Origin of the sequence: Achromobacter veterisilvae (assembly GCF_900496975.1) — a bacterium.
In the GTDB taxonomy this organism is placed as follows: Bacteria; Pseudomonadota; Gammaproteobacteria; order Burkholderiales; family Burkholderiaceae_B; genus Achromobacter; species Achromobacter veterisilvae.
The window spans coordinates 25,791-47,603 of record NZ_UFQC01000036.1 but is presented as its reverse complement, the minus strand read 5'-3'; the positions used below and the strand labels follow the sequence as shown (position 1 = coordinate 47,603).

Below are 21,813 nucleotides of genomic sequence, written 5' to 3'. Positions count from 1 at the left end.
CGCGGTTCCCGGCTTACGCCTTGCGCAGGCTCGCGGGCGGCAGGGACGCGGCGGCGTCTTCCTCCGCGGGCTGCTTGCCGCGCCCGATCAGCCACGCGCACACCGCCGACACCACGCCCGAAAACAGCACGTACAGGCAGATCAGCCAGGGCTCGCCGCCGCCCGTCTTGAGCAGCGCGGTCGCGATGATGGGCGTGATGCCCGAGGCGAAGATCCCCGAGAACTGGTAGACGAAGGAAATGCCGGTGTAGCGCACCTTGGCGTCGAACAGTTCGCAGAACAGCGCCGCCTCCGGCCCGTACACGGCGGCGTACAGAATGCCGAACGGCACGATGATGGCCAGCCAGATCAGCATGACGCTGCCCTGGCTGTTGAGCATCAGCCAGAAGCCGGGGAAGGACGCCGCGGCGGTGATGAGCGACCCCCAGAAATAGACCCGCGTGCGTCCGACGCGGTCCGACAGGCGGCCGAAGAAGGGAATGAAGAAGCACATGACCAGGGCCGCGGCCATCACGCCGATGAGCGCCTCGGTGCGCGTGATCTGCACGGTCTGCGTCAGGTACGAGATCGAGAACACGCCGAACACGTTGAAGAACACGCCGTCGATGTAGCGCGCGCCCATGCCCTTGAAGACGTTGCCCGGATAGCGCTTGAACATGTCGGCGAAGGGGATGCGGCTTTCGGCGTTGTTCTTCTTGACCGCCGCGAACTCGGGCGTTTCCTTGATGTTCAGCCGGATGTACATGCCGACCAGCACCATCGCGGCGGACGCCAGGAAGGCGACGCGCCAGCCCCAGGCCATGAACTGCGCGTCGGTCAGCAGGGTGGACAGCAGCGCCACCGTGCCGGAGGCCAGGCACAGCCCGATCGCCAGCCCGATCTGCGGCAGCGACGCGTAGAAGCCTTTCTTGCCGGGCGGCGCGTACTCGTAGGCCATCAGCACCGCGCCGCCCCATTCGCCGCCCAGCCCGATGCCCTGGAACACGCGCAGCAGCAGCAGCAGGATGGGCGCCCAGATGCCGATGCTGTCGTAGGTGGGGACCAGGCCGATCAGGAAGGTCGCCACGCCCATGATCATCAAGGTCATCACCAGCATGCTCTTCCTGCCGATGCGGTCGCCGAAGTGGCCGAAGATCAGCCCGCCCAGCGGCCGGGTGACGAAGCCCACCGCGAAGGTGGTGTAGGCCAGCATGGTGGAGACCAGCGGGTCGCCGGTGGGGAAATACAGCTTGTTGAACACAATGCCTGCGACGACGCCATACAAGAAAAAGTCGTACCACTCGATGGTGGCGCCGATCAGCGACGCGGCGACGACTCTGCGCACCGCGGCTTCGTTCTGCTTGGCCATGTCTAGTCTCCTTTGGGGGTGGCGGCCGGACAATCTGCGTCGTCCTGCGCCGTGGGGGTTCAGGCGGCGACCTGCAGCGCCTGCGGATGCGCCTGCCTGAGTTCTTGCAATATGAAATCGGCCGCGCGTTCGGCCAGCATCACCACCGGCACGTTGGTGTTGCCGGAAACCAGCGTGGGCATGATCGAGCAATCCACCACGCGCAGCCCCGCCACGCCGTGCACGCGCAGGCGCTCGTCCACGACGGCCATGGGATCGCTGCGCGGCCCCATCTTCGCGGTGCCCGACGGATGGAAGATCGTGGCGCCGTACTCGCGGCAGAAGTGCAGGATCTCGTCGTCCGCGCGCACGTCCGGCCCGGGGCGGAATTCGCGCTTCATCATCCCGGCCAGCGGCGGGGTCGCGGCGATCCGCCGTGCGTACTTCACCGCGGCTACCGTCATGCGGCGGTCCAGTTCGGTCGACAGGTAGTTCGGCTGCATGGACGGCGCCTCGAAGGGATCGGCGCTGCGCAAGCGCACGCGGCCGCGCGACGAGGGGCGCAACTGGCACACCGAATAGGTGCAGCCCGAGAACGGATGCACCTTGCCGCCGGCCATGTCGGCCGACAGCGTGGCGAAATGGAACTGGGTGTCGGGCGTGCGGCTGGCCGGGTCCACGCGGCAGAACAGCCCGCCCTGGTTGATGCCCACCGCCAGCGGGCCGCTGCGGAACAGCAGCCACTCCAGCCCCATGCGGGCGCGCCCGGACAGCGTGCGTAGCTGGTCGTTGGTGGTGATGGGGCGGGTGGTTTCGTATATCAGCCGGATCTGCAGGTGGTCCTGCAGGTTTTCGCCCACGCCGGGCAGGTCGCGCACGATCCCGATGCCGAACTGGCGCAGCAGCGCGGCGGGGCCCACGCCGGAAAGCTGCAGCAACTGGGGCGACTGCAGCGCGCCGGCGCACAGCACCACCTCGCGGCGGGCGCGCAAGGTGCGCACCTGCCCGTGCTGCCGGTAGCGCACGCCGCAGGCGCGTGTGCCTTCGAACAGGATGGCCATGGCGTGCGCGCCGGTCTCCACGCGCAGGTTGGCGCGCCCCTGGGCGGGCCGCAGATAGGCGACGGCGGTGGAGCAGCGGCGGCCGTTGCGCGTGGTGAGCTGGTAGTAGCCCACGCCTTCCTGGTCGCCGGTATTGAAGTCGTCCACGCGGGGAACGCCCAGGCTTTCCGCCGCGGCGATCAACCCTTGCACCAGCGGATGCGGCGTTTTGATGGAGGTGGCGTTGAGCGGGCCGTCGGTGCCGCGCGTGGGGCCGGGGCCCAGGTCATTGTTTTCCAGCTTGCGGAAGTAGGGCAGGCAATCGTCCCAGCTCCAGCCCGGGTTGCCGGCCGCGGCCCAGGCGTCGTAGTCGCGCCGCTGGCCGCGGATGTAGATCAGGCCGTTGATGGCGCTGGACCCGCCCAGCGTGCGGCCGCGCGGCCAGTAGATGCGCCGGTCCAGCATGTTGGGGTCGGGGTCCGTGTAGTAGCCCCAGTTCACGACCTTGTGGAACATCGTCTTCCCATAGCCGATGGGGATGTGTATCCACGGGTAGCTGTCCTTGGGCCCGGCTTCCAGCAGGCAGACGGAATGCGCGCCGCTGGCGCTCAGCCGGTTGGCCATCACGCATCCGGCCGAACCGGCCCCAACCACGATGTAATCCACGGTATCGGACATGTCCGCAAGTTCTCCCTGCAGCAGGGCGCCGCGCGCCCGGCCGGAACGTCCGACGGCGCGTTTACCCTGCTTGTCGTTGTGGGGCGCACTTATATACTGGATCGAGGGTCCGGCGCAGCGCGGGCCTTCGTGCATTTGTGGCGATTCTAGGAAGCAGGCGCGCGGAACAAAGCACAACACGCGCAGGGGCGGAAAAGTGGAACAGAATATGCGGATTCAGTTTCAAAATCGCAGTGCAGCATCGGCGCGGGCGGACGACGGCGCGGCCGGCGAGACGCAGGAAGCGTCGCGTTCGCTGCGCGCGCTGCTGGTGCTGGATCATCTGGCGCGGGCCCAGCATCCGCCCACGCTGGCTCAGTTGGCGCAGCGGCTCGACATGCCCAAGACCACCTTGATGCGCCTGCTGGCGGCCATGCAGCGCGCCGGTTTCGTGGCCGCCACGCCCACCGAGAACGGCTATGTGCCGGGGCCGCAGGCCTCTGCCCTGGCCCTGTCCACCTTGCGCGCGTCCGCCTTCACGCGAGCCTGCCGCGCCGTGCTTGCGCAACTGGTCGGCACCCTGGGCGAAACCTGCAACCTCACCGCGCCCGACGGCGACCGCGTGGTCTACATGGAACGCGTGGAAACCACCGAGCCGCTGCGGCTGTTCTTCGCGGTGGGCAGCCACGTGCCCATGCACTGCACCGCCAGCGGCAAGCTGTTCCTGGCTTCCATGAACCGCCTGGAGCGCGGCCGCGTGCTGGCGCGGCTGCCGCTCACGCGCAACACGCCGCGCACGTTGACGGACCCGGCCAGGCTCGAAGAGGAACTGGAACGCCTGGCCGCCAGGGGCATCGGCATCGACAACGAGGAATTCGTGCGCGGCATGAGCGCGGTGGCGGTGCCGGTGCGCGACGCGGACGAGCGTGTCGTGGCGGCGGTGGCCTGCCACGCGCCCACGGCCCGCGTGATGCTCGACGAACTGCTGCGCGCGGTGCCCATCCTGGAACGGGCGGCGCAATCCCTGCGCGAGGTGCTGGCGCAGCACCGGGCGGGCGCGGGCTGACCGCGCCGGCGGTTCAGGCCGAAGGCGTGAACAGTTCGGGCGGCAGCCGCGCGACGGCGTCGTAGGTCAGGCGGATGTGGCTGGCCAAGAGCGCGCAGGCGCGGTCGGCGTCGCGGGCCAGCGTGGCGTCGAGAATGCCCTGGTGTTCGTCGTGCAGGTCGCGCGCGATGGGCTTGCGCGTGACGGTCAGGCGACGGTAGCGTTCGGCCTGCTGGTACAGGATGCCCAGGAAGTGGTGCATCCAGCGCGAGGGACAGGCGCGGATCAGTTCGCGGTGGAACTCGCGGTTGCGCTGTTCCCATTCCTCGAAGCGCGCTTCCGGGTCGGAGGCCAGGCGCTGCTCGGCCTTGCCCAGGCGGTGGAAGGCGGCCAGCACGGCGCTTTCCCAGTCGTCGTCGCCGACGGCGATGGACTGGCGCAGGGCTTCGGTCTCCAGCAGCACGCGGTTTTCGGTGATGTCGCGGAAGTCTTCGAGCGAGATCGGCGTGACGTGGAAGCCGCGCTGGCCGTGGGCGATGACGAGCGCGTCCGACACCAGCAGGGCCAGCGCTTCGCGCAGGGTGCCGGCGCCCACGCCGTAGTCGTCCTTGAGGTGTTCGACGCGCAGGCGCGAGCCCGGGGGCAGCTTGCCCTGGATGATGTCGCGGCGCAGGCTGACGTAGGCCGCGCCCACCAGGGTGTTGGCCGAGGCGGAATGGGTGAGCGGAGGGAGCAGCATGGCGTCTGACATGGCGCTACTTTATCATGCGCGAAAAAAATCTCGATAATAATTATTGACGCCGAGATTTATGCTGCTTATCGTAGAAAAAGACGCCGCCCAGAATGACCGGCACAAAGCCGGCGGCAGGCACACAGGAGACAAGCAGTGATACGGCTACACGACATCCGGCGCGCGGCGGGCTGCCTGGCGGCACTGGCCGCGCTGGCCGCCGGCCCCTCGGCCCGCGCCGACGACTGGCCGACCCGGCCCGTGACCATCCTGGTCAACGGCGGGCCCGGCAGCCTGCCCGACCTGTTCGCGCGGCCCTTGGCCGAACGGCTGCACCACGCGCTGGGCCAGCCCGTGGTGGTGGAGAACAAGCCCGGCGCCGGCGGCATGCTGGCGATGCAGCAGCTCAAGTCCGCGCCGGCGGACGGCCACACGCTGGCGCTGGTCACCAACGCGCACCTGGTGTGGAACCCCTATATTTTCCCGGCCCTGAACTACGACCCCGAGCGCGACCTGCGGCCGGTCAGCCCGCTGGCGATCATTCCGATGGCGCTTACGGTCAACGACAAGATGCCCGCGCAGTCGCTGGAGCAGTTGCTGGCGCTGGCGCGCAAGCAGCCGGGCAAGCTGAACTACGCGTCCTCGGGCAACGGCAGCCCGCCGCACGTGCTGTTCGAGATGCTGCGCGAACAGGCCGGCGTCGAGATCATGCACGTGCCGTTCAAGACCGGCACCGGCGCGCTGAATTCGGTGCTGGCCGGAGACACGGAGATGTACTTCGCCGGCACCGCCCTGGTCGAGCCCATGGTCAAGGACGGCCGGCTGCGCGTGCTGGCGATCAGCGAAGCGGTGCCGGACGCCGCCTTCGGCAAGGCGCCCACGCTGGCCGAGCGCAATTTCCGCGGCTTCGAAGGCGCGGTGTGGCTGGGCGTCGCGGCCAGCGCGGGCACGCCCGACGCGATCGTGCAGCGGCTCAACGCCGAGATCGGCCGCGCCCAGCAGGACGGCGCGCTCAAGCAGATGTACGCCAGCCACGGTTCGCTGCCGTATCATCTGGCGGCGCCGGCCTTCGCCCAGCGGATCGCGGCCGAACGGGACGCCTCCGGCCCCGTGCTGCGCAGGCTGGGCATCAAGCCCGATTGAATTCCCCCATTCTCCCACCCCCTCATCGCGGCCCCGCTGGCGGGGCCGCCATCGCCTTATGAACCTGATCGAAGACATTGTCGAAAACTCGCCTTCCATCCGCGGCATCCGCCGCGACATCCATGCCCATCCGGAGCTGGCATTCGAAGAGAACCGCACGTCGGACCTGGTGGCGGAATTGCTGGAAGGCTGGGGCATCGCCGTGCACCGCGGATTCGGCAAGACCGGCCTGGTGGGGGTGATCAAGAACGGCGATTCGCCGCGCACGGTGGGGCTGCGCGCCGACATGGACGCGCTGCCCATGCACGAGGCGAACCAGTTCGAGCATGCCAGCAAGCACGCGGGCGTGATGCACGCCTGCGGCCATGACGGCCATACCGCCATGCTGCTGGGCGCGGCGCAGCACCTGGCGCGCCACCGCAACTTCGACGGCACGGTGTACCTGATCTTCCAGCCCGCCGAAGAACGCGGCGGCGGCGCGCGCGAAATGATGCGCGACGGCCTGTTCGAGAAATTCCCGATGGAAGCGGTGTTCGGCATGCACAACATGCCGGGCATTCCCGTCGGCTGCTTCGCCTCGTCGCCGGGCCCGGTGCTGGCGTCCAACAGCGAATTCCACGTCACCATACGTGGCAAGGGCGGCCACGCGGCCATGCCGCACCTGGCCATCGACCCCATTCCCGCGGCAGCCCAGATGATCGAGGCGTTCCAGACTATCATCAGCCGCAACAAGAAGCCGCTGGAGACGGCGGTGATCTCGGTGACCACGGTGCAGGCGGGCGGAGTCGTCAACGTCATCCCCGACACCTGCGAACTGCGCGGCACGGTGCGGGCCTACACCCGCGAAACGCTGGACCTGATCGAGCGGCGCATGGGCGAGATCGCGCAACACGTGGCCGGCATGTTCGGCGCCGAGTGCGACTTCGTCTTCACCCGCCACTATCCGTCCACCATCAACCACGAGGCCGAGACCGCCTTCATGCGCGACGTCCTGGCCGAGGTCGTGGGTCGGGAACAGGTGCTGGTCCAGACGCCCATCATGGCGGCCGAGGACTTTTCCTTCATGCTGGAAGCGGTGCCGGGCAGCTATTGCTTCATCGGCAACGGCGACGGCGACCATCGCGAGTCCGGCCACGGCATGGGCCCCTGCCTGGTCCACAACACCAGCTACGACTTCAACGACGCGCTGCTGCCCATCGGGTCCAGCGCCTTCGTGAAGCTGGCCGAAGCCTGGCTGGCGCGCAGCCCGCGGCCCTGAGGGCGGCCGCCGGGGCTACAGCCGCAGCCCCGGGGCGGTCCGCAGGGCCAGCAGCAATACGCCGGCCGAGGCGGCGGCCAGCGCCGCCAGCATCCAGGCCGGACCGGCCGCATCCAGCAAGAGGCCGGCCGCCAGCGGCGCCAGGATCCGGGTCAGCGAGAACACGCTGGACTGGATGCCGTAGTCCAGCGCCTGCAAGCCGGGGCGCGCGTGCGACATCATCAAGCCGAAGGCCAGCGCGGCGGTCGCGCCCATGGCGGCGGCGATGCCCAGCGCGCACGCGATCAGCACGGCGGGCGGCGCATGCAGGCCGACGGCCGCGGCCAGGCAGAGCAGCGCGACAAGTCCAGCCGCCGCATGGACCGGCACCGCGATACCGGGGCCGAGGCGTTTCAGGCCGCGCGCGCTGACCGCGCTGGCGGCGGCGCCCACCGCGCCGCCGGCCACGCCCGCCAGCCACGCCACGCGGTCGGCCGGCAGGCCCTGGTCCAGCAGCAGCGGCTTCAGATAGAACCAGGCCGAACCGATGAAGGGAAACAGCAGCGCCAGCAAGGGCAGCCAGCGGCGGGTGGCCTCCAGCCGGAAGTACGTGCGCAAAGGCGCCGCCGGCGCAGGCGCCGGTTCGCCGGACGGATCGGCGCCGCCATCCCGGACCAGCAAGGTCAGCGCCGCGCCCAGGGCCAGCGCGCCCGCCATGATGAGAAAGGGCGCCTGCCAGCCCCAGCGCGATTGCGCCAGCAGCATGAACCCGCCGCCGGCGATGGCGCCCAGGCACAGCGCCATGGAGCGGATGCCGCCCGCCCAGGCGCGCCCGGACGCGGGCAGGATCCGGATAGCCAGGGCGTTGACGGGCACGTCGGCCCAGGTGCCGGCCAGGGCCGCCGCGGCGGCCAGCGCGAACAGCGTCCAGCGTTCGTCCAGCAGTTCGCGCCAGCCCAGCGCGCACAGGATCGCCGCATACGCCAGCAGCAGGCCCACCGTCCAGCCTCGATAGGCGCCGCGCCGCGGGCCGCGCCGGTCCAGCGGCATCGCGAAGAGGAACTTGAACACCGTCGGCAGGCTGGCCAATTGGAACAGCCCGATGGCGGTGCCAGACCAGCCGTGCTGGCGCAGCACCAGCGGCAGGCCCAGCCACAGATACACGCCGGGCGCGGTCAGCGCCAGGTTGAGCCAGCCGAACAGCGCCTGCCGCAGCCCGTTGCGCCAAGCCGGCGTCATGGCGCGGCCTTGCGGGCGGACAGCACATGCAACGGCGCCAGCGGAAACCGGGCGGAATCGAAGCCGCGCACGTCCGCGAAGCCGCAATCGGCCAGGGCCTGCCGCAGTTCGCCCGCGCGCGTCACGCGCCTGCCCAGCATCATCATGGGCAGGTAGTAGGGCAGCACGCGGGCCGCCGCGGCGGCGTCCGCGGGGATCTCGGCATGCGCCATCACCAGCGTGCCGCCCGGCGCCAGGGCGTCGCGCATCTTGCGCAGCGCGGCGTCTGGATCGGGCAGGAAGTGCAGCACGGACGAGCACCAGATCAGGTCGTAATCCCGTCCAATGGCGTCGCTGGCCAGATCGCCGCCCAGCACCGACAGCCTGTCCGCCAGCCCCGCGCGGGCGATGTTCTCGCGCGCCACGGCGGCGGTCTCGGGCCAGTCGAACACCACGCCGCTGGCATCGGGATTGGCCTGGACCAGGGCGATGCCGATCAGGCCCGGCCCGCCGCCCAGGTCCAGGATGCGGCGCGCGTCGCTTGCGCCCGGCACGCAGGCCAGCGCTTCCAGCGCGGCCGGCACGGCGACGGCGCGCTGCTCCTGGCCGATCTGCTTGCGGGCGGCCTCGGCCCAGCCCGCGGCGTCGGTCTGCACGTACGGGGCCGGACGCGGCCCGTCGCGGCGCAGCAGGCCGCCCAGTTGGGCGCTGAAGCGCTCCAGCGCCTGCCGCCGGTAGCGCCAGGCGTCAGCGCAGCAGGCCGGCTGGTCCTGGCAGAAGTACTGGCGCGCCTGGGGCTGGCACCGGTACAGGACGGGGTCGCCCTCCACGCGGTGCAGCAGGTCCATGCTCCACAGCAGGTCCAGCAAATGGCCGGTCTGCGCGGGGTCCAGCGCCAGCGCGGCGGCGACCTGGGCGGCGCTGGCCGGCTGCGCCAGCCGGTCCAGCACGCCGAGTTCCAGCGCGGCGTCCAGCGCCTGGCCCTGGACCGCGGCGGCGGCCAGGTCCCAATAACGCTGCAGGGGATGGGAGGTGTGCATGCCTGGATTCCTTGTTTGCTAGAGGCGCCAGGTGAGGCGCAGGCCGGCTTCGCGCGGCGGGCTGTAGACGGTGACGATGCCGTTCTGATAGCCGACCGCGTCGTAGCGGCGGTTGGCGGCGTTGTTGACGTAGGCCGTGATCTCGACCTGCCTGAAGGTGAAGCCGGCCGCCAGGTTGACCAGGCCGTAGCCGTTGCGGCGGTAGCGGTTGGCGGCGTCCAGGTAGACGCTGCTGGTGCCGGTCAGGGCGGCCTGGGCGTACCAGCCCGCCGGCGCGTCGTAGCGCGCGCTCAGGTAGCCGTTGACCCGCGGCGCGAAGGGATTGTCGTTGCCGGCGTAGTCCGCGGCGCCGTCCCGGAAGCTGGAAAAGCGCGTGCGGTTCAGCCCCAGCCCCGCCTGCAACGACCAGCCGTCACCCACCAGATACTCCAGTTCGAACTCCGCGCCGATCGAGCGCGCCGAGGCCGCGTTGGTCACGTAGACCAGCCCGGGCAGCGGCATCTGCTGAACCTGCATGTTCTTGACGGTCATCACATACGCGGCGCTGGAATAGCGCAGGCGGTTGCCGGACAGCCAGCCCTTGGCGCCGATCTCGTAGGAACGCAGCGTCTCGGGCTGGTAGGGCGCGTAGTCGGCCGCCGGCGAAAACACGTTGAAGCCGCCCGCGCGAAAGCCGTCGGACACCGACGCGTAGACCTGCTGGCGCGGCGCGAACGCATACTGCAAGGCGATGCGCGGAGTCACGCGGGTCCAGTCGGACCGGCGCCGCGTATCGCCTTGCGGGCTGAAGCGGATCTCGTCGCGCTCGACTCGCGCGCCCGCTTCAAGCGTCCAGCGTTCGGCCAGGGGCACCGTCCAATGGGTGAAGGCGGCCGTCGAGCTGCCGCGCAGGTTCACCACGCTTTGCGTCAGCCCCATGGGCATTTTCTGCGTGTTGCGCAGGTCGTGGTCGTCGCCGTCGGCGTACACCCCCGCCAGCCAGTGCGCGCCGCTCCAGTCGCCTTCCAGCCGGAACTCCTGCGACAGATTGCGGAAGCGGTGATCGCGGGCGATGTGCAGCAGGTCGGCCGGTAGGAAGTCGGTGTCCTGCTGCACGCGGTCGCGGAAATCGTTCCAGGCGGTCACGGACGACAGGCGCAGGCCCGAGTCGAAATCATGGCGAGCGGACAGCGAGGCGCTGCGGCCGACGGACCGGTTCCAACCGGGCGTGCCCGAGGCCACGGTGGCGCGCGGTGCGGCCGGCGACCCCCACAACGCGGCGCTGTCGCGGTAATCCTGCTGCGCGTAGCGCAAGGTCGCGTCGGTGCGTGCCGACGGCGTCCAGCGCAGGGCCAGCTTGCCGTTGCGCAGTTCGCGGTCGTCCTCACGCTTGCCGGTATAGGTGTTGTCGATGAATCCGTGCTGGCTGCGCCAGGTGCCGGCGACGCTGGCGTAGAGCCGGTCTTCCACCAGCGGGCCGCTCAGGTCGAAGCGCAGCGCGCGCAGGTCGCGGCTGCCGGCCTCGGCGGAGAACTGGCCGCGCACCGTGTTGTCGGGCTGGAGGGTGTGGATATTGATGACGCCGGCCTCGGCATTGCGGCCGTAGAGTGTGGACTGCGGCCCGCGCAGCACTTCGACGCGGTCGATGGCCAGCAACTGGTCGTCATAGCCTTGCGCGGTCAGTGTGGGCACGCCGTCCACCACCAGCAAGGTCGAGGTCGAGAACGAAAAGAAATTGGCGGACAGCCCGCGCATGACGGGGGAGTTCACGCCCGCCTGGCCGAAGGGCTGGAAGCTCAGGCCCGGCGTGACCGTCTGCAAGGCTTCCAGGTCCTGGATGCCCTGGGCCTCCAGCATGTCGCCGTCGAACACGGACAGGCTGGCCGGAACCGATTCCAGCGCGCGCTCCTGCTTGTCGGCGGTGACGGTGATGGCGGACAGCTCGGCGGGGGCCTGCGCCTGGGCGGCCGGCGCGACAGCCAGCCAGAGCAGGGCGCAGGCGGCAGGCGTATAGGGAAGGGGCTTCATCATCGGGATTCCTGTGCGGCATCGCGGCCGTCTTCCTGGTTGTGCGGCCGTCCCGGAAATGGTATTTCTTTATGCGAACGAATATCATTAACATCCGTATGCGTTCCGGATCCATTCGTATGCGAATCGGAGCGGCCGGCGCAATCCGGGCGCCGCCCCAGGAAAAAACCATGTCCCTGCGCATTCCTTCCACGCTGGCCCAGCCCGCCGGCAGCCCCCGCCCGGGCTGGCTGCGCCATGCCCTGCCGCAAGACCTGGGCGCCTGCCATGCGGACCGGCTGGAACTGGACGACGGCCTGGCGCTGGTGCATTCGCGCTATGCGCCGGCGCGCGACCTGATCGAAGAGAACGCGGCCGGCTACGGCGCGCGCACGCTGGTCATCACGCTGGCCATGCAGGGCGTGTCGGCCTACCAGGGGGCCGACGGTTCGGCGCTGGACTTCCGCGGCGGCTACACCACGGTCACGGCGTTCCAGCGCAGCAAAGGAGAACGCCGCTACCTGGGCGGCGCCGCCGTATCGCAATTGCGGCTGCTGGTGGGTGAACCGATACTGCGCCGGTACGCGGGCGACGAGCGCGCCGACGCGCTGCTGGGCGAAGGCCGGCTGCGCTGCCTGGCGCGGATCAGGACCAGCCCCGAGTCGGCCGCGGCGGCGGCCGAACTTGCATCGGGCGGGGATCCGCTGGACGCGCACATCCGCGCGTTGACGCTGCTGTCGCGCCAATTGCGCGGCCTGGCGCTGGCGCCCGAGCCGGGCCGGCTCAGCCAGGCCGACATCGCGCGCGTGGAAGCGGCGCGCGCCCTCATGAGCGAGCAGATGGACCGCGACCTCACCGTGCAGTACCTCTGCATCGCCGTGGGGTTGAACGAATTCAAGCTGAAGGAAGGTTTCCGCAAGCTATACGGCAGCAGCCCGCACCGGCTGCTGACCGCGCTGCGCATGCAGCGGGCCTGGGACCTGCTGGAAACCGGCTGCCAGGTGGCGCAGGCAGCCTACGGGGTGGGCTACCGCCATCCGGCCAATTTCAGCGCAGCCTTCACGCGCTTTCACGGCCGCACGCCGAAGTCCGTGTTCGGCAAGCGCCGCTGAATTCCCAGCCGGCCGCTCAGGACGGCGTATCAGCCCGGGCGGGCAGCGCGCGATTGCGCGAGCGCAGCAGGGCCGCGCTCAAGGCCGCCGCCAGGGCCGCGATCGCCGCGCCCGCAAGAAAGGTCAACTGGTATCCGCCGTTGAGCGCGGCCGTGGGCGCGGCGCCCGCCTGCGCCAGGCCGGCGCTGCGGGCCGCGGCCAGGCTGGCCAGCACGGCCAGGCCTAGGGCGCCGCCCATCATGAAGGCCGTGTTGACCACGCCGGAGGCCAGGCCCGACTGGCTGGGCTCCACGTCGCTCATCGCCGCCAGCAGCATGGGGTTGAAGGCCACGCCCGCGCCCAGGCCCAGCAGCAGCATGCCGGGCAGCACGTCCGCCGCGAAGGTCCCGTCGACAGGCGCGCGGGCGAACAGCGCCAACCCCAGCGCCGCCATGAACAGGCCCGCGGCCAGCGGCGCGCGGATGCCGAAGCGCATCACCAGCCTGGCCGACAACCCCAGCGAGAACGCCGCCATGATGAGATTGGCGGGCAGGAAGGCCAGCCCGACCTGCATGGGGCTGTAGCCCAGCACCAGTTGCATGTACAGGGCCGACACGAAGAACCAGGCGAACATGGCCGCGGCCCACAACACGCCGACCACGTTGGCGGTGGCCACGTTGCGCAGCCGGAACAGCGCCAGCGGCATCAGCGGAGAGGCCACCCGCGCCTCGATGGCCAGGAACAGCGCCATCAGCGCGGCGGCCGCGCCCAGCAGGATCAGCGATTGCGCGGAGGCCCAGCCCGCCTCGTTGCCGTTGACCACCGCGTACACCGCCAGCATGAGCGAGGCCGTGACGGCAAGGGCGCCGGCCGCGTCCAGGCGGGCGCCGCCCGCGGCGGGCGCGGCGGCCGGAATCAGGCGCAGGCACAGCGCATAGACCAGCACGCCGATGGGCAGATTGACCAGGAAGATCCAGTGCCACGACAGGGCGCTGGTCAACAGTCCGCCCAGCAGCACGCCGATGCTGCCGCCGCCCGCGCAGACGAAGCCGTACACGCCCATGGCGCGCGCCCGTTCGTGGGGCTCGGTGAAGAGGTTCATGATCAGCGACAGCGACACCGCCGACACCACCGCGCCGCCCAGCCCCTGGGCCGCTCGCGCGCCGATCAGCAGCGCCTGGCCCTGGGCCAGCCCGCAGGCCAGCGAGGCCAGCGTGAAGAGCGTCAGGCCCGCCAGGAACATCCGGCGGTGCCCCAGCAGATCGCCCAGCCTGCCGCCCAGCAGCAGGAAGCCGCCGAAGGTCAGCATGTAGGCGTTGACCACCCAGACCAGCGAGGTCTCGGTGAAATGCAGATCCTGGCGGATCGAAGGCAGGGCGACGTTCACGATCGTGGTGTCCAGCACGATCATCAGCACGCCCAGGCAGAGCACCAGCAGCGCCCACCAGCGTTGCGTGCCGTGGATTCCATGCGTCATCGGGTACGGATCCTTGATAGCGGGCGGGCCGCGCCTATTGGCTGAGGCGCCCGCCGCTCACCATCCAGCGCGTGCCGTAGCGGTCGATCAGCGCGCCGTAGGCCTCGGCCCAGAAGGTTTTCTGCAGCGGCATGGTGATGCTGCCGCCGTCGGCCAGCATGTCGAAGACGCGCTGCGCGTCCGATACCGTGGGATAGGCCAGCGACAGCGCCACGCCCTGCTTGCCGGGATAGGGATGCCCGGCGGTGGCGTCGCTGCCCATCAAGGTCTGCTGGTCCAGGCCCAGCCGCGCATGCATGATGCGCTCGGCGTCTTCGGCGGACAGGACCGGCATGGCGGCGTCGGGCGGCGCGTCCGCGTAGCGGATCAGCGCTTCCAGCCGCCCGCTCAGCACGCGTTCGTAGAAGCGCATGGCCTCGGCGCAGTTGCCGTCGAAACTGAGATAGGCGGATAGTTGGGGCATGATGTCTCCGGTAGGTGGGACGATGGCGGTGCCAGGACTGCCGGCGCCGCTCTATGATGGAAGCCCGACCCACAATACCGAAGGAGCCCGGCCATGCAAAAAGGAAGCTGCCACTGCGGACGAATCGCGTTCGAAGTCGACGGCGATGTGTCCCAGGTACTGGAGTGCAATTGCTCGCACTGCAGCCGCAAGGGTTACCTGCTGTGGTTCGTGCCGCGCGCGAACCTGCGCATCACCTCGTCCACGGACAGCCTGTCGACCTACAAATTCAACAAGCACGTGATCGCGCATCACTTCTGCGCCCACTGCGGCTGCGCGCCCTTCGGCTTCGGCGCAAGCCCCAAGGGCGAGGAAACGGCGGCGGTGAACGCGCGCTGCCTGGAAACGGTGGACCTGAACGCGTTGAGCCGGATACCGTACGACGGGCGCAGCGTCTAGGGCCTATTCTCGCATCCCGGCGGGCCGTCCGGGAAACCTCTTATTGTTCAGGACGCCGCCGCATCCCTATTATTTGTCCACGATCAACACTGATCGGGGCGTGTTCCGCGCCCTTGCCGCACCCCGCAGCAATGATTGCTGCCTGAACATACCGTCTGGCTATAACAGCCCCCGACTTGCACGCACTGCGTGGTCGGGGGCTTTTTCGTTTGTTTTCCACGAAGGAGATCGCATGCAACCGTCCGATCCGCAACCCGTGCCCACGGCCTATGTGGCCAGCCTGCAGACGGCCCCGGCCATGGGCGAGGTCGCCGCCAACGTGGCGCGTTCCATCGAGCTGGCGGAAGAGGCCATTGCGCGGGGCGCGCGCCTGGTGGTGCTGCCCGAACTGGCCAATACCGGCTACATGTTCGAAAGCCGCGAAGAAGCCTACGCGCTGGCCGAGCCCGTGCCGGAGGGGCCGTCCTCGCGCGCCTGGATCGCGCTGGCCGAACGGCGGGGCATTTACCTGGTGGCGGGGATCGCCGAGCGCTGCGGGGACCGCCTGTACAACTCGGCGCTGGTCGCCGGACCGCAAGGCTATATCGGCACCTATCGCAAGCTGCACCTGTGGGGCGACGAGAACCTGTATTTCGAGGCGGGCGACCTGGGCCTGCCGGTGTTCCATACCGAACTGGGCCGGCTGGGCGTGGCGATCTGCTACGACGGCTGGTTCCCCGAGGTCTACCGCCTGCTCGCGCTGCGCGGCGCGGACCTGGTCGCGGTGCCGACGAACTGGGTGCCCATGCCGGGCCAGACCCCCGACGGCCCGGCCATGGCGCATGCGCTGGCGATCGCGGGCGCGCACAGCAACGGCCTGACGGTGGTGTGCGCCGACCGGGTCGGCATTGAGCGCGGGCAGCCCTTCGTGGGCCGCAGCCTGATCGTGGGCTCGCAAGGCTGGACCGCGGCCGGCCCGGCCAGCGCCGACCGGGAAGAGATCCTGCTCGCCGCCGTCGACCTCAAGGCCGCGCGCCGCGGGCGCCAGTTGAATGCGTTCAACCACGTGCTGCGCGACCGGCGCTGCGATGTCTACGAGCGGCTGGGCGCGGCGGATACGCCGGCGCAGCGTTGAACAACGGCGGATAGCCGACCCCCAAGGAGAAAACCATGAAGTTCCCGTCTTGCAGTTTTCTTACCCGATTGTCCTTCGCGGCGCTGTTGTGCGGCGGCGCCGCCGCGCATGCCGCGCAGCCCCTGCGGATCGGCGTGCCCGTCGGCCTGTCGGGCGCCAACAGCGTGGTGGCGCCCGGCGTAGTGCAGGCTTCGCAGCTTGCGGCCGACGAGATCAACGCCGCCGGCGGCATCCTGGGCCGGCAGATCGAGCTGGAGATCGCCGATGACGCCTCCGGCGCGGTCGGCGCGCAGAAGGCCTACGACACGCTGGTGTTCCAGAAGAAGGTGGACGCCGTCATCGCCATGGAAACCAGCGCCGCGCGCAACGCGGCGCTGCCCATCATCGCGCGCGGCAAGGTGCCGTACATCTACACCTCCTTTTACGAAGGCCGCTCGTGCAGCCGCTGGATGCACGTCAACGGCTGGGTGCCGGAGCAGCAGGTCGCGCCGGTGGTGGACCACTTCATGAAAACGCGCCAGGCCAAGACCTTCTTCCTGATCGGCAGCGACTACGCGTTCGGCCGCGGCATGCTGAAGTTCACGCGGGGATACATCGAGAAGCAGGGCGGCAAGGTGGTGGGCGAGGAATACCTGCCCATCGACGGCTCGGACTGGACCGCCATCGTGTCCAAGGTGCGTTCGGCGCAGCCCGACGCGCTGATCAGCTCGACCGCGGGCGGCAGCCCCAATGTCAGCCTGGCCAAGCAGATCCAGGCCGCCGGCCTGAGCATGCCCTACGGCAATCTGGCCATCGACGAAGGCACGGCCAAGACCATGGGCGACACCGCGGCGGGCATGTACCTGTCCTCGTCCTACCTGACCAGCATCGACACGCCGCAGAACCGCAAGTTCCTGGAGGGGCTGAAGACCAAGTTCGGCGGCCAGGCCAAGACGGCCAACGAATTCTCGGCCGCCCAGTACGAGGGATTCTTCCTGTACAAGGCCGCGGTCGAGAAGGCCGGCGGCACCGACCCCGCGAAGGTGGTGCAGGCCTTGAGCGAGGTGTCGGTGGACGGCCCGCGCGGCCCGGTCCGCATGGACCGCCAGCGGCACGCGGCCCTGACCATGCGCCTGGGCCAGGTGCAGCAGGACGGGTCCATCCGCATCCTGCAGACTTTCGACCAGGTGGACCCGGGCGCCCAGTGCCCCGACCTGAAGTAGCGCTTGCGCGCCGCCCGCCCGCCGGGCGGCAAAGGAGACCCCGATGGGATTGTTGCTGGACATCCTGAGCACCGCGGCCATGCTGTTCATCGTGACGGCCGGGCTGATGATCATCTTCGGCGTCATGAAGATCGTCAATTTCGCGCACGGCGCCATCATCACGCTGGGCAGCTACGCCAGCCTGGTCGTGACGCAACTGGGCCTGAACCCGTGGCTGGCGTTGCCTTTCGCGCTGGCCGTCGGCGCGGCGGTGGGCGCGGGCGTGGAACGGCTGATCGTGCGGCCGCTGTACAAACGGCCGCTGGACGCCATCCTGGCCACCTGGGGCCTGGGCATCGTGATCGGGCAACTGATCACCATGGCGTTCGGCCGCGAGGTGCAGTTCGCCGACGCGCCGGTCAAGGGCGCCGTGGCCTTCCTGGGCACCGACTACTCGGCCTACCGGCTGCTGCTGGTCCCCGCCGCGCTGCTGGTGTACGGGGCCACGCTGCTGCTGCTCAACGGCACGCGCTTCGGCGTGAGGACGCGGGCGGTGATCATGAACGAGAACCTGGCGCGCGGCCTGGGCATCAACGCCGAGCGCATCCGCTTCATCACCTTCGGCCTGGGCGCCGGCCTGGGGGCCCTGGCCGGCGCGCTGATCACGCCGCTGTCCAGCGTGGACCCGAACATGGGGCTGGCCTGGCTCATCAGCGCCTTCATGCTGGTGATGGTGTCGGGGCATTCGATCACCGCGCTGCTGCTGACCTGCCTGGTCTACGGCGCCTGCCAGGTGCTGGTCAGCGTGCTGGTCAGCCCCATCCTGGGCGGCGTCACGATCGCGGTGCTGGCGGCGCTGACGCTGCGCCTGCGTCCGCAAGGATTCGCTCATGACTGATACGCTGCTTGCCCAACCCGCGCCGCAAGCGGCCGCGGCGGCGCGCCGGGCCTCGCGCGCCCGCGACCTGCTGTGGCTGGCCGGCCTGTGCCTGGCCCTGACGGCCGCCGGCCCGTGGCTGTTCGACACCTATCTGCTCAACGTGCTGATCAAGGCGCTGTTCTTCGCGGTGGCCGCGGTGACGGTGGACGTGCTGTGGGGCTACACAGGCTACCTGACGTTCGGGCAGTCGGCGTTCTTCGGCGTGGGCGCGTACGCCGCGGGCTTGGCGTTCACGCACTACGGCTTTTCGCCAGCCACGGCGGGGCTGGCGGCGCTGGCGGCGGCCGGGGTGGCCGCCGTGCTGGCGCTGGTCGTCGGCTGGCTGTCGTTCTACCGGGGCGCCTCGCCGTTCTTCGCCACGGTGATCTCGCTGGTGCTGCCTATCGTGCTGACCCAGCTCGTGCTGTCGGGCGGCACCTGGACGGGGTCGTCCTCGGGGCTGACCGGCTACGAAACCTTCGACCTTTCGCTGGAGGCCTGGTACGTGATCGCGGCGGGCGGGCTGTCGGCCGTGGCGTTGCTGGGATGGGTGGCGGCGCGCAGCGACGGCGGCCGCATCCTGGTCGCGCTGCGCGACAACGAGGCGCGTTGCAGCTACCTGGGCCTGAACACCGCCCGCTGGCGCATCCTGCTGCTGGCGGTCTGCGGCGTCGTCGCCAGCCTGGCGGGATTCGGCTACGGCGCCTTCAGCGGCGTGGTGGCGCCGGAGCTGACGGGCTTCGTGTTCGGCACGGAACTCATCATCTGGGTGGCGCTGGGCGGACGCGGCACCATCTGGGGCCCGGTGCTGGGCGCCATCCTCATCAATGTGGCGGGGTCTTATCTCAGCGGCAACATGCCGTTCGTGTGGCAGTTGCTGCTGGGCATCACCTTCATCGTGGTGATCCTGCTGCTGCCGCGCGGCCTGCTGCCCCTGCTGCTGGCGCCATGGCGCCGGCGCGAGGCCGGGGCGCCCGTGCCGGCGCTGGCGGCCAGGGCAGGGCAGGCCCCGGCGCCGGCGGGCGGCGAGGCGGCGCTGGAACTGGAGGGCGTGGCCAAGCGCTTCGGCAGCCTGAAGGTGCTGGAAGGCATCGACCTGCGGGCCCGCGGCGGCGCACTGCTGGGGTTGATCGGGCCGAACGGCGCGGGCAAGACCACGCTGATGCGCTGCATCGCCGACGGCGCCGAGCGGTCGGAGGGGCGGGTGCAACTGTGCGGCCATGCCGTGCGCCGCGACGATCCGGCGCGCTGCGTGCGCTTCGGGCTGGGACGCAAGTTCCAGAACGCCAACGTGTTCGACACGATGACCGTGGCGGAAAGCCTGCGCATCGCCACCACCTTGCGCGAACGGCCGTCGTGGCGGCGCCGGGCGCCGGTGCTGGCGCTGCCGTCCTACGCGCTGGAGGTGCTGCGCATGACCGGGCTGGACCAGCGCCTGGACAGCGTGGCCCGCGACCTGTCCCACGGCCAGCAGCAGGCGCTGGAGCTGGCCATGGTGCTGGCGCTGGAGCCGCGCGTCATCCTGCTGGACGAGCCCACGGCGGGCCTCAGCAAGGCCGAACGCACGCAGATCGGCGAGGTACTGTCGTCGCTGGCCCGCCGCCATGGCCTGTGCTGCCTGCTGGTGGAGCACGACCTGGACTTCGTGGCCGAGGTCGCGACCCGCATCGTCGTGCTGCACCAGGGGCGCATCGTCATGGACGGCAGCTTCCGCGAGGTGGCGCAGTCCGAACTGGTGCGGACCATTTACGCGGGCGGCGCGCCGTCCGCCCAGGGAGAAGAACCATGACGACCGCTGCGCCGGCCTTGCGCCTGGAGGGCGTGTCCAGCGGCTACAAGGCCTCGGTGGTGCTCAACGACGTGTCGCTGTCGGTTCCGCGCGGCGCCTGCGCGGCGCTGCTGGGCAAGAACGGCATGGGCAAGAGCACGCTGCTCAAGACCATCATGGGATACCTGCCCAAGCTGCGCGGCCGGGTGAGGCTGGGCGAGGTCGACGCGACCCGCCTGCGGCCGCACGAGGTGGCGCGCTGCGGCGTGGCCTATGCGGCGCAGGAACAGCCCCTGTTTCCCGACCTGAGCATCCGCGACAACCTGCGCCTGGGCCTGGCGCGCGACAGCCTGTTCGACGAGCGCTTCGAGGAAATCGCCGAGCTGTTCCCCGTGTTTGCGTCGCGCCTGCGCCAGCACGCCGGCACCCTGTCCGGCGGCGAGCAGAAAATGCTGCTGGTGGCGCGGGGCCTCATGCAGCGGCCCGCCTTGCTGCTGCTGGACGAAATCACGGAAGGACTTCAGCCCTCGGTGATCGAACGGCTGGCCAACGCCCTCAACTGGGAGCGAGAGCGGCGCGGGACCAGCATGTTCATCGTGGAGCAGAACGTGGCGTTCGCGCTGCGGGTGGCCGACAGGTACCTGGTGCTCAAGCAGGGCGCCATCGTCGACGAAGGCGAGGCTGGCGCGCCGGACGCCGCAGGCCATATCATTGACCATCTGAAGGTATGAGCTTGAACCCGCATGACTCCGCCCCGCCGTCCAGGACTCCACCCATGGCCTCATCCATGACCCCGCCCAGCGACCCCGGCGCTTCCGGCCCCGGGTGGCGCATCGGCGTGCTGTATTCGCGCAGCGGCGTCAGCGGCACGACGGAATCGCAGCATTTCTTCGGCACCGTGCTGGCCGTGGAGGAAATCAACGCGCTGGGCGGCGTGCTGGGCCGTCCGCTGGAACCGATAGCCTACGACCCCCGCAGCGACTGCGAGGAATACCGCCGCCTGGCCGCCCGGCTGCTGTTGGACGACGAGGTCAACGTGATCTTCGGCGGCTGCACCTCGCATTGCCGCAAGGCCATGCTGCCGGTGGTCGAGCGCAGCAATTCGCTGCTGTGGTACGCATCGGTTTACGAAGGGTTCGAGTATTCGCCCAACGTCATCTACACCGGGGCCGCGCCCAACCAGGGCAGCATGCAACTGGCCGCCTACCTGATCCAGCACTGCGGATCGCGCATCTTCCTGGTGGGCGCGGACTACATCTACCCGCGCGAGACCAACCGCATCATGCGCGAAACCGTCGAGGAGCACGGCGGCGAGATCCTCGACGAGACCTATCTGCCGCTGGACTGCGACGAGAGCGACATCCTCGAAGTCGTCCAGGACATCGCCCGCATCCGGCCCGACGTGGTGTTTTCCACGCTGATCGGCTCGGACGCGCAGCGCTTCTACCAGCGCTACCACGAGGCCGGCCTGGCGGCGGCGAACATCCCCATCGCCAGCCTGACCATGACCGAGGCCGAGGTAGCCGAAGTGGGCCCGGCGCTGTGCGTGGGGCACATCACCGCGGCAACCTACTTCAACACGGTGGCCACGCCCGGCAACGCGCACTTCCTGGCGCGCTGGCGCGAGCGCTTCGGCGACCGTCCCGCCAACGTGTACGCCGAGACCTCCTACAGCCAGGTGCACCTGTTCGCGCGCGCCCTGCAGCGCGTGGGCGCGCTGGACACCCGCAAGCTGGTGCAGGCGGTGCACCAGGTCGGCTTCGACGCGCCGGACGGGCGCCTGTCCATTCTGGCCGAAAACAACCATTGTGTGCTGACGCCGCGCATCGGCGTATGCCGGCCGGACGGCAGCTTCGACATCGTCTGGGAAAGCGGCGTGCCGGTAAAGCCCGACCCCTACCTGACGGCGTTCGGCCTGGACGAGTTCTGGTTGAAATGA

General features: G+C 69.8%; 19 protein-coding genes. 11 read left to right on the top strand and 8 right to left on the bottom strand.

Translation table 11 applies throughout. The features are described 5' to 3' along the window. Positions 1-13 precede the first annotated feature (13 nt). Both AVE30378_RS25545 and AVE30378_RS25540 read right to left on the bottom strand, forming a co-directional pair. Positions 14-1,348 carry an MFS transporter gene (locus AVE30378_RS25545; RefSeq protein WP_129244861.1) on the bottom strand — a complete coding sequence of 445 codons (1,335 nt, stop codon included), beginning with the start codon at positions 1,346-1,348 and terminating at the stop codon, positions 14-16. A gap of 59 nt (positions 1,349-1,407) precedes the next feature. Beyond that, positions 1,408-3,045, bottom strand: a complete 1,638-nt coding sequence (locus AVE30378_RS25540; protein ID WP_129244859.1) for a GMC family oxidoreductase — start codon at positions 3,043-3,045, stop codon at positions 1,408-1,410. A gap of 196 nt (positions 3,046-3,241) precedes the next feature. On the opposite strand from AVE30378_RS25540, the gene AVE30378_RS25535 reads away from it, so the two are divergent. After that, entirely contained in the window at positions 3,242-4,090 is an 849-nt protein-coding gene (locus tag AVE30378_RS25535; RefSeq protein WP_129244857.1) for an IclR family transcriptional regulator, read from the top strand. A gap of 13 nt (positions 4,091-4,103) precedes the next feature. On the opposite strand, the gene AVE30378_RS25530 is transcribed toward AVE30378_RS25535, so the two are convergent. Beyond that, the gene (locus AVE30378_RS25530) at positions 4,104-4,820 is read right to left on the bottom strand and encodes a GntR family transcriptional regulator (RefSeq protein WP_129244855.1); all 717 of its coding nucleotides are present in this window, start codon (positions 4,818-4,820) and stop codon (positions 4,104-4,106) included. Positions 4,821-4,955: 135 nt separating this feature from the next. Between AVE30378_RS25530 and AVE30378_RS25525 the strand changes: the two genes are divergently transcribed. Both AVE30378_RS25525 and AVE30378_RS25520 read left to right on the top strand, forming a co-directional pair. Further along, complete coding sequence (locus AVE30378_RS25525; protein ID WP_244235145.1) at positions 4,956-5,942, top strand: Bug family tripartite tricarboxylate transporter substrate binding protein; 987 nt, start codon at positions 4,956-4,958, stop codon at positions 5,940-5,942. A 58-nt stretch (positions 5,943-6,000) separates the two neighbouring features. Beyond that, complete coding sequence (locus AVE30378_RS25520; RefSeq protein ID WP_129244854.1) at positions 6,001-7,200, top strand: M20 aminoacylase family protein; 1,200 nt, start codon at positions 6,001-6,003, stop codon at positions 7,198-7,200. A 15-nt stretch (positions 7,201-7,215) separates the two neighbouring features. Here the strand turns inward: AVE30378_RS25520 and AVE30378_RS25515 are convergent, their stop codons facing one another. Genes AVE30378_RS25515 through AVE30378_RS25505 form a run of 3 tightly spaced genes read right to left on the bottom strand, consistent with a single transcriptional unit; the run spans position 7,216 to position 11,447 of the window. Further along, positions 7,216-8,418: an MFS transporter gene (locus AVE30378_RS25515; protein ID WP_129244852.1), complete on the bottom strand. Its 1,203-nt coding sequence runs from the start codon at positions 8,416-8,418 to the stop codon at positions 7,216-7,218. Continuing rightward, a complete protein-coding gene (locus AVE30378_RS25510) occupies positions 8,415-9,437 on the bottom strand; it encodes a class I SAM-dependent methyltransferase (protein ID WP_129244850.1) in 1,023 nt (340 codons plus the stop codon). Before AVE30378_RS25510 ends, AVE30378_RS25515 begins: the two co-directional genes overlap by 4 nt. Positions 9,438-9,455: 18 nt before the next feature. After that, positions 9,456-11,447 carry a TonB-dependent receptor gene (locus AVE30378_RS25505; RefSeq protein WP_129244847.1) on the bottom strand — a complete coding sequence of 664 codons (1,992 nt, stop codon included), beginning with the start codon at positions 11,445-11,447 and terminating at the stop codon, positions 9,456-9,458. A gap of 167 nt (positions 11,448-11,614) precedes the next feature. Here AVE30378_RS25505 and AVE30378_RS25500 point away from each other — a divergent pair, with 167 nt between their 5' ends. Further along, a complete protein-coding gene (locus AVE30378_RS25500; protein WP_129244845.1) occupies positions 11,615-12,535 on the top strand; it encodes a helix-turn-helix domain-containing protein in 921 nt (306 codons plus the stop codon). A gap of 16 nt (positions 12,536-12,551) precedes the next feature. Here the strand turns inward: AVE30378_RS25500 and AVE30378_RS25495 are convergent, their stop codons facing one another. Both AVE30378_RS25495 and AVE30378_RS25490 read right to left on the bottom strand, forming a co-directional pair. Then, positions 12,552-13,991, bottom strand: a complete 1,440-nt coding sequence (locus AVE30378_RS25495; protein WP_129244843.1) for an MFS transporter — start codon at positions 13,989-13,991, stop codon at positions 12,552-12,554. Between the two features lie 34 nt (positions 13,992-14,025). Continuing rightward, positions 14,026-14,454: a VOC family protein gene (locus AVE30378_RS25490; protein WP_129244841.1), complete on the bottom strand. Its 429-nt coding sequence runs from the start codon at positions 14,452-14,454 to the stop codon at positions 14,026-14,028. Between the two features lie 93 nt (positions 14,455-14,547). Between AVE30378_RS25490 and AVE30378_RS25485 the strand changes: the two genes are divergently transcribed. From AVE30378_RS25485 to AVE30378_RS25455, 7 genes are all read left to right on the top strand, one after another. Further along, complete coding sequence (locus AVE30378_RS25485; RefSeq protein WP_129244839.1) at positions 14,548-14,892, top strand: GFA family protein; 345 nt, start codon at positions 14,548-14,550, stop codon at positions 14,890-14,892. Between the two features lie 232 nt (positions 14,893-15,124). Further along, positions 15,125-16,006: a nitrilase family protein gene (locus AVE30378_RS25480; RefSeq protein ID WP_129244837.1), complete on the top strand. Its 882-nt coding sequence runs from the start codon at positions 15,125-15,127 to the stop codon at positions 16,004-16,006. Positions 16,007-16,041: 35 nt separating this feature from the next. Continuing rightward, positions 16,042-17,208 (top strand): substrate-binding protein, encoded by a 1,167-nt coding sequence (locus AVE30378_RS25475; protein WP_129244835.1) that lies wholly within the window; start codon positions 16,042-16,044, stop codon positions 17,206-17,208. A gap of 43 nt (positions 17,209-17,251) precedes the next feature. After that, positions 17,252-18,085: a branched-chain amino acid ABC transporter permease gene (locus AVE30378_RS25470; protein WP_129244833.1), complete on the top strand. Its 834-nt coding sequence runs from the start codon at positions 17,252-17,254 to the stop codon at positions 18,083-18,085. Further along, a complete protein-coding gene (locus AVE30378_RS25465) occupies positions 18,078-19,895 on the top strand; it encodes an ABC transporter permease subunit (protein ID WP_129244832.1) in 1,818 nt (605 codons plus the stop codon). Before AVE30378_RS25470 ends, AVE30378_RS25465 begins: the two co-directional genes overlap by 8 nt. Next, positions 19,892-20,605, top strand: a complete 714-nt coding sequence (locus tag AVE30378_RS25460; RefSeq protein ID WP_129244830.1) for an ABC transporter ATP-binding protein — start codon at positions 19,892-19,894, stop codon at positions 20,603-20,605. Before AVE30378_RS25465 ends, AVE30378_RS25460 begins: the two co-directional genes overlap by 4 nt. 44 nt (positions 20,606-20,649) lie before the next feature. After that, complete coding sequence (locus tag AVE30378_RS25455; RefSeq protein WP_244235144.1) at positions 20,650-21,813, top strand: transporter substrate-binding domain-containing protein; 1,164 nt, start codon at positions 20,650-20,652, stop codon at positions 21,811-21,813.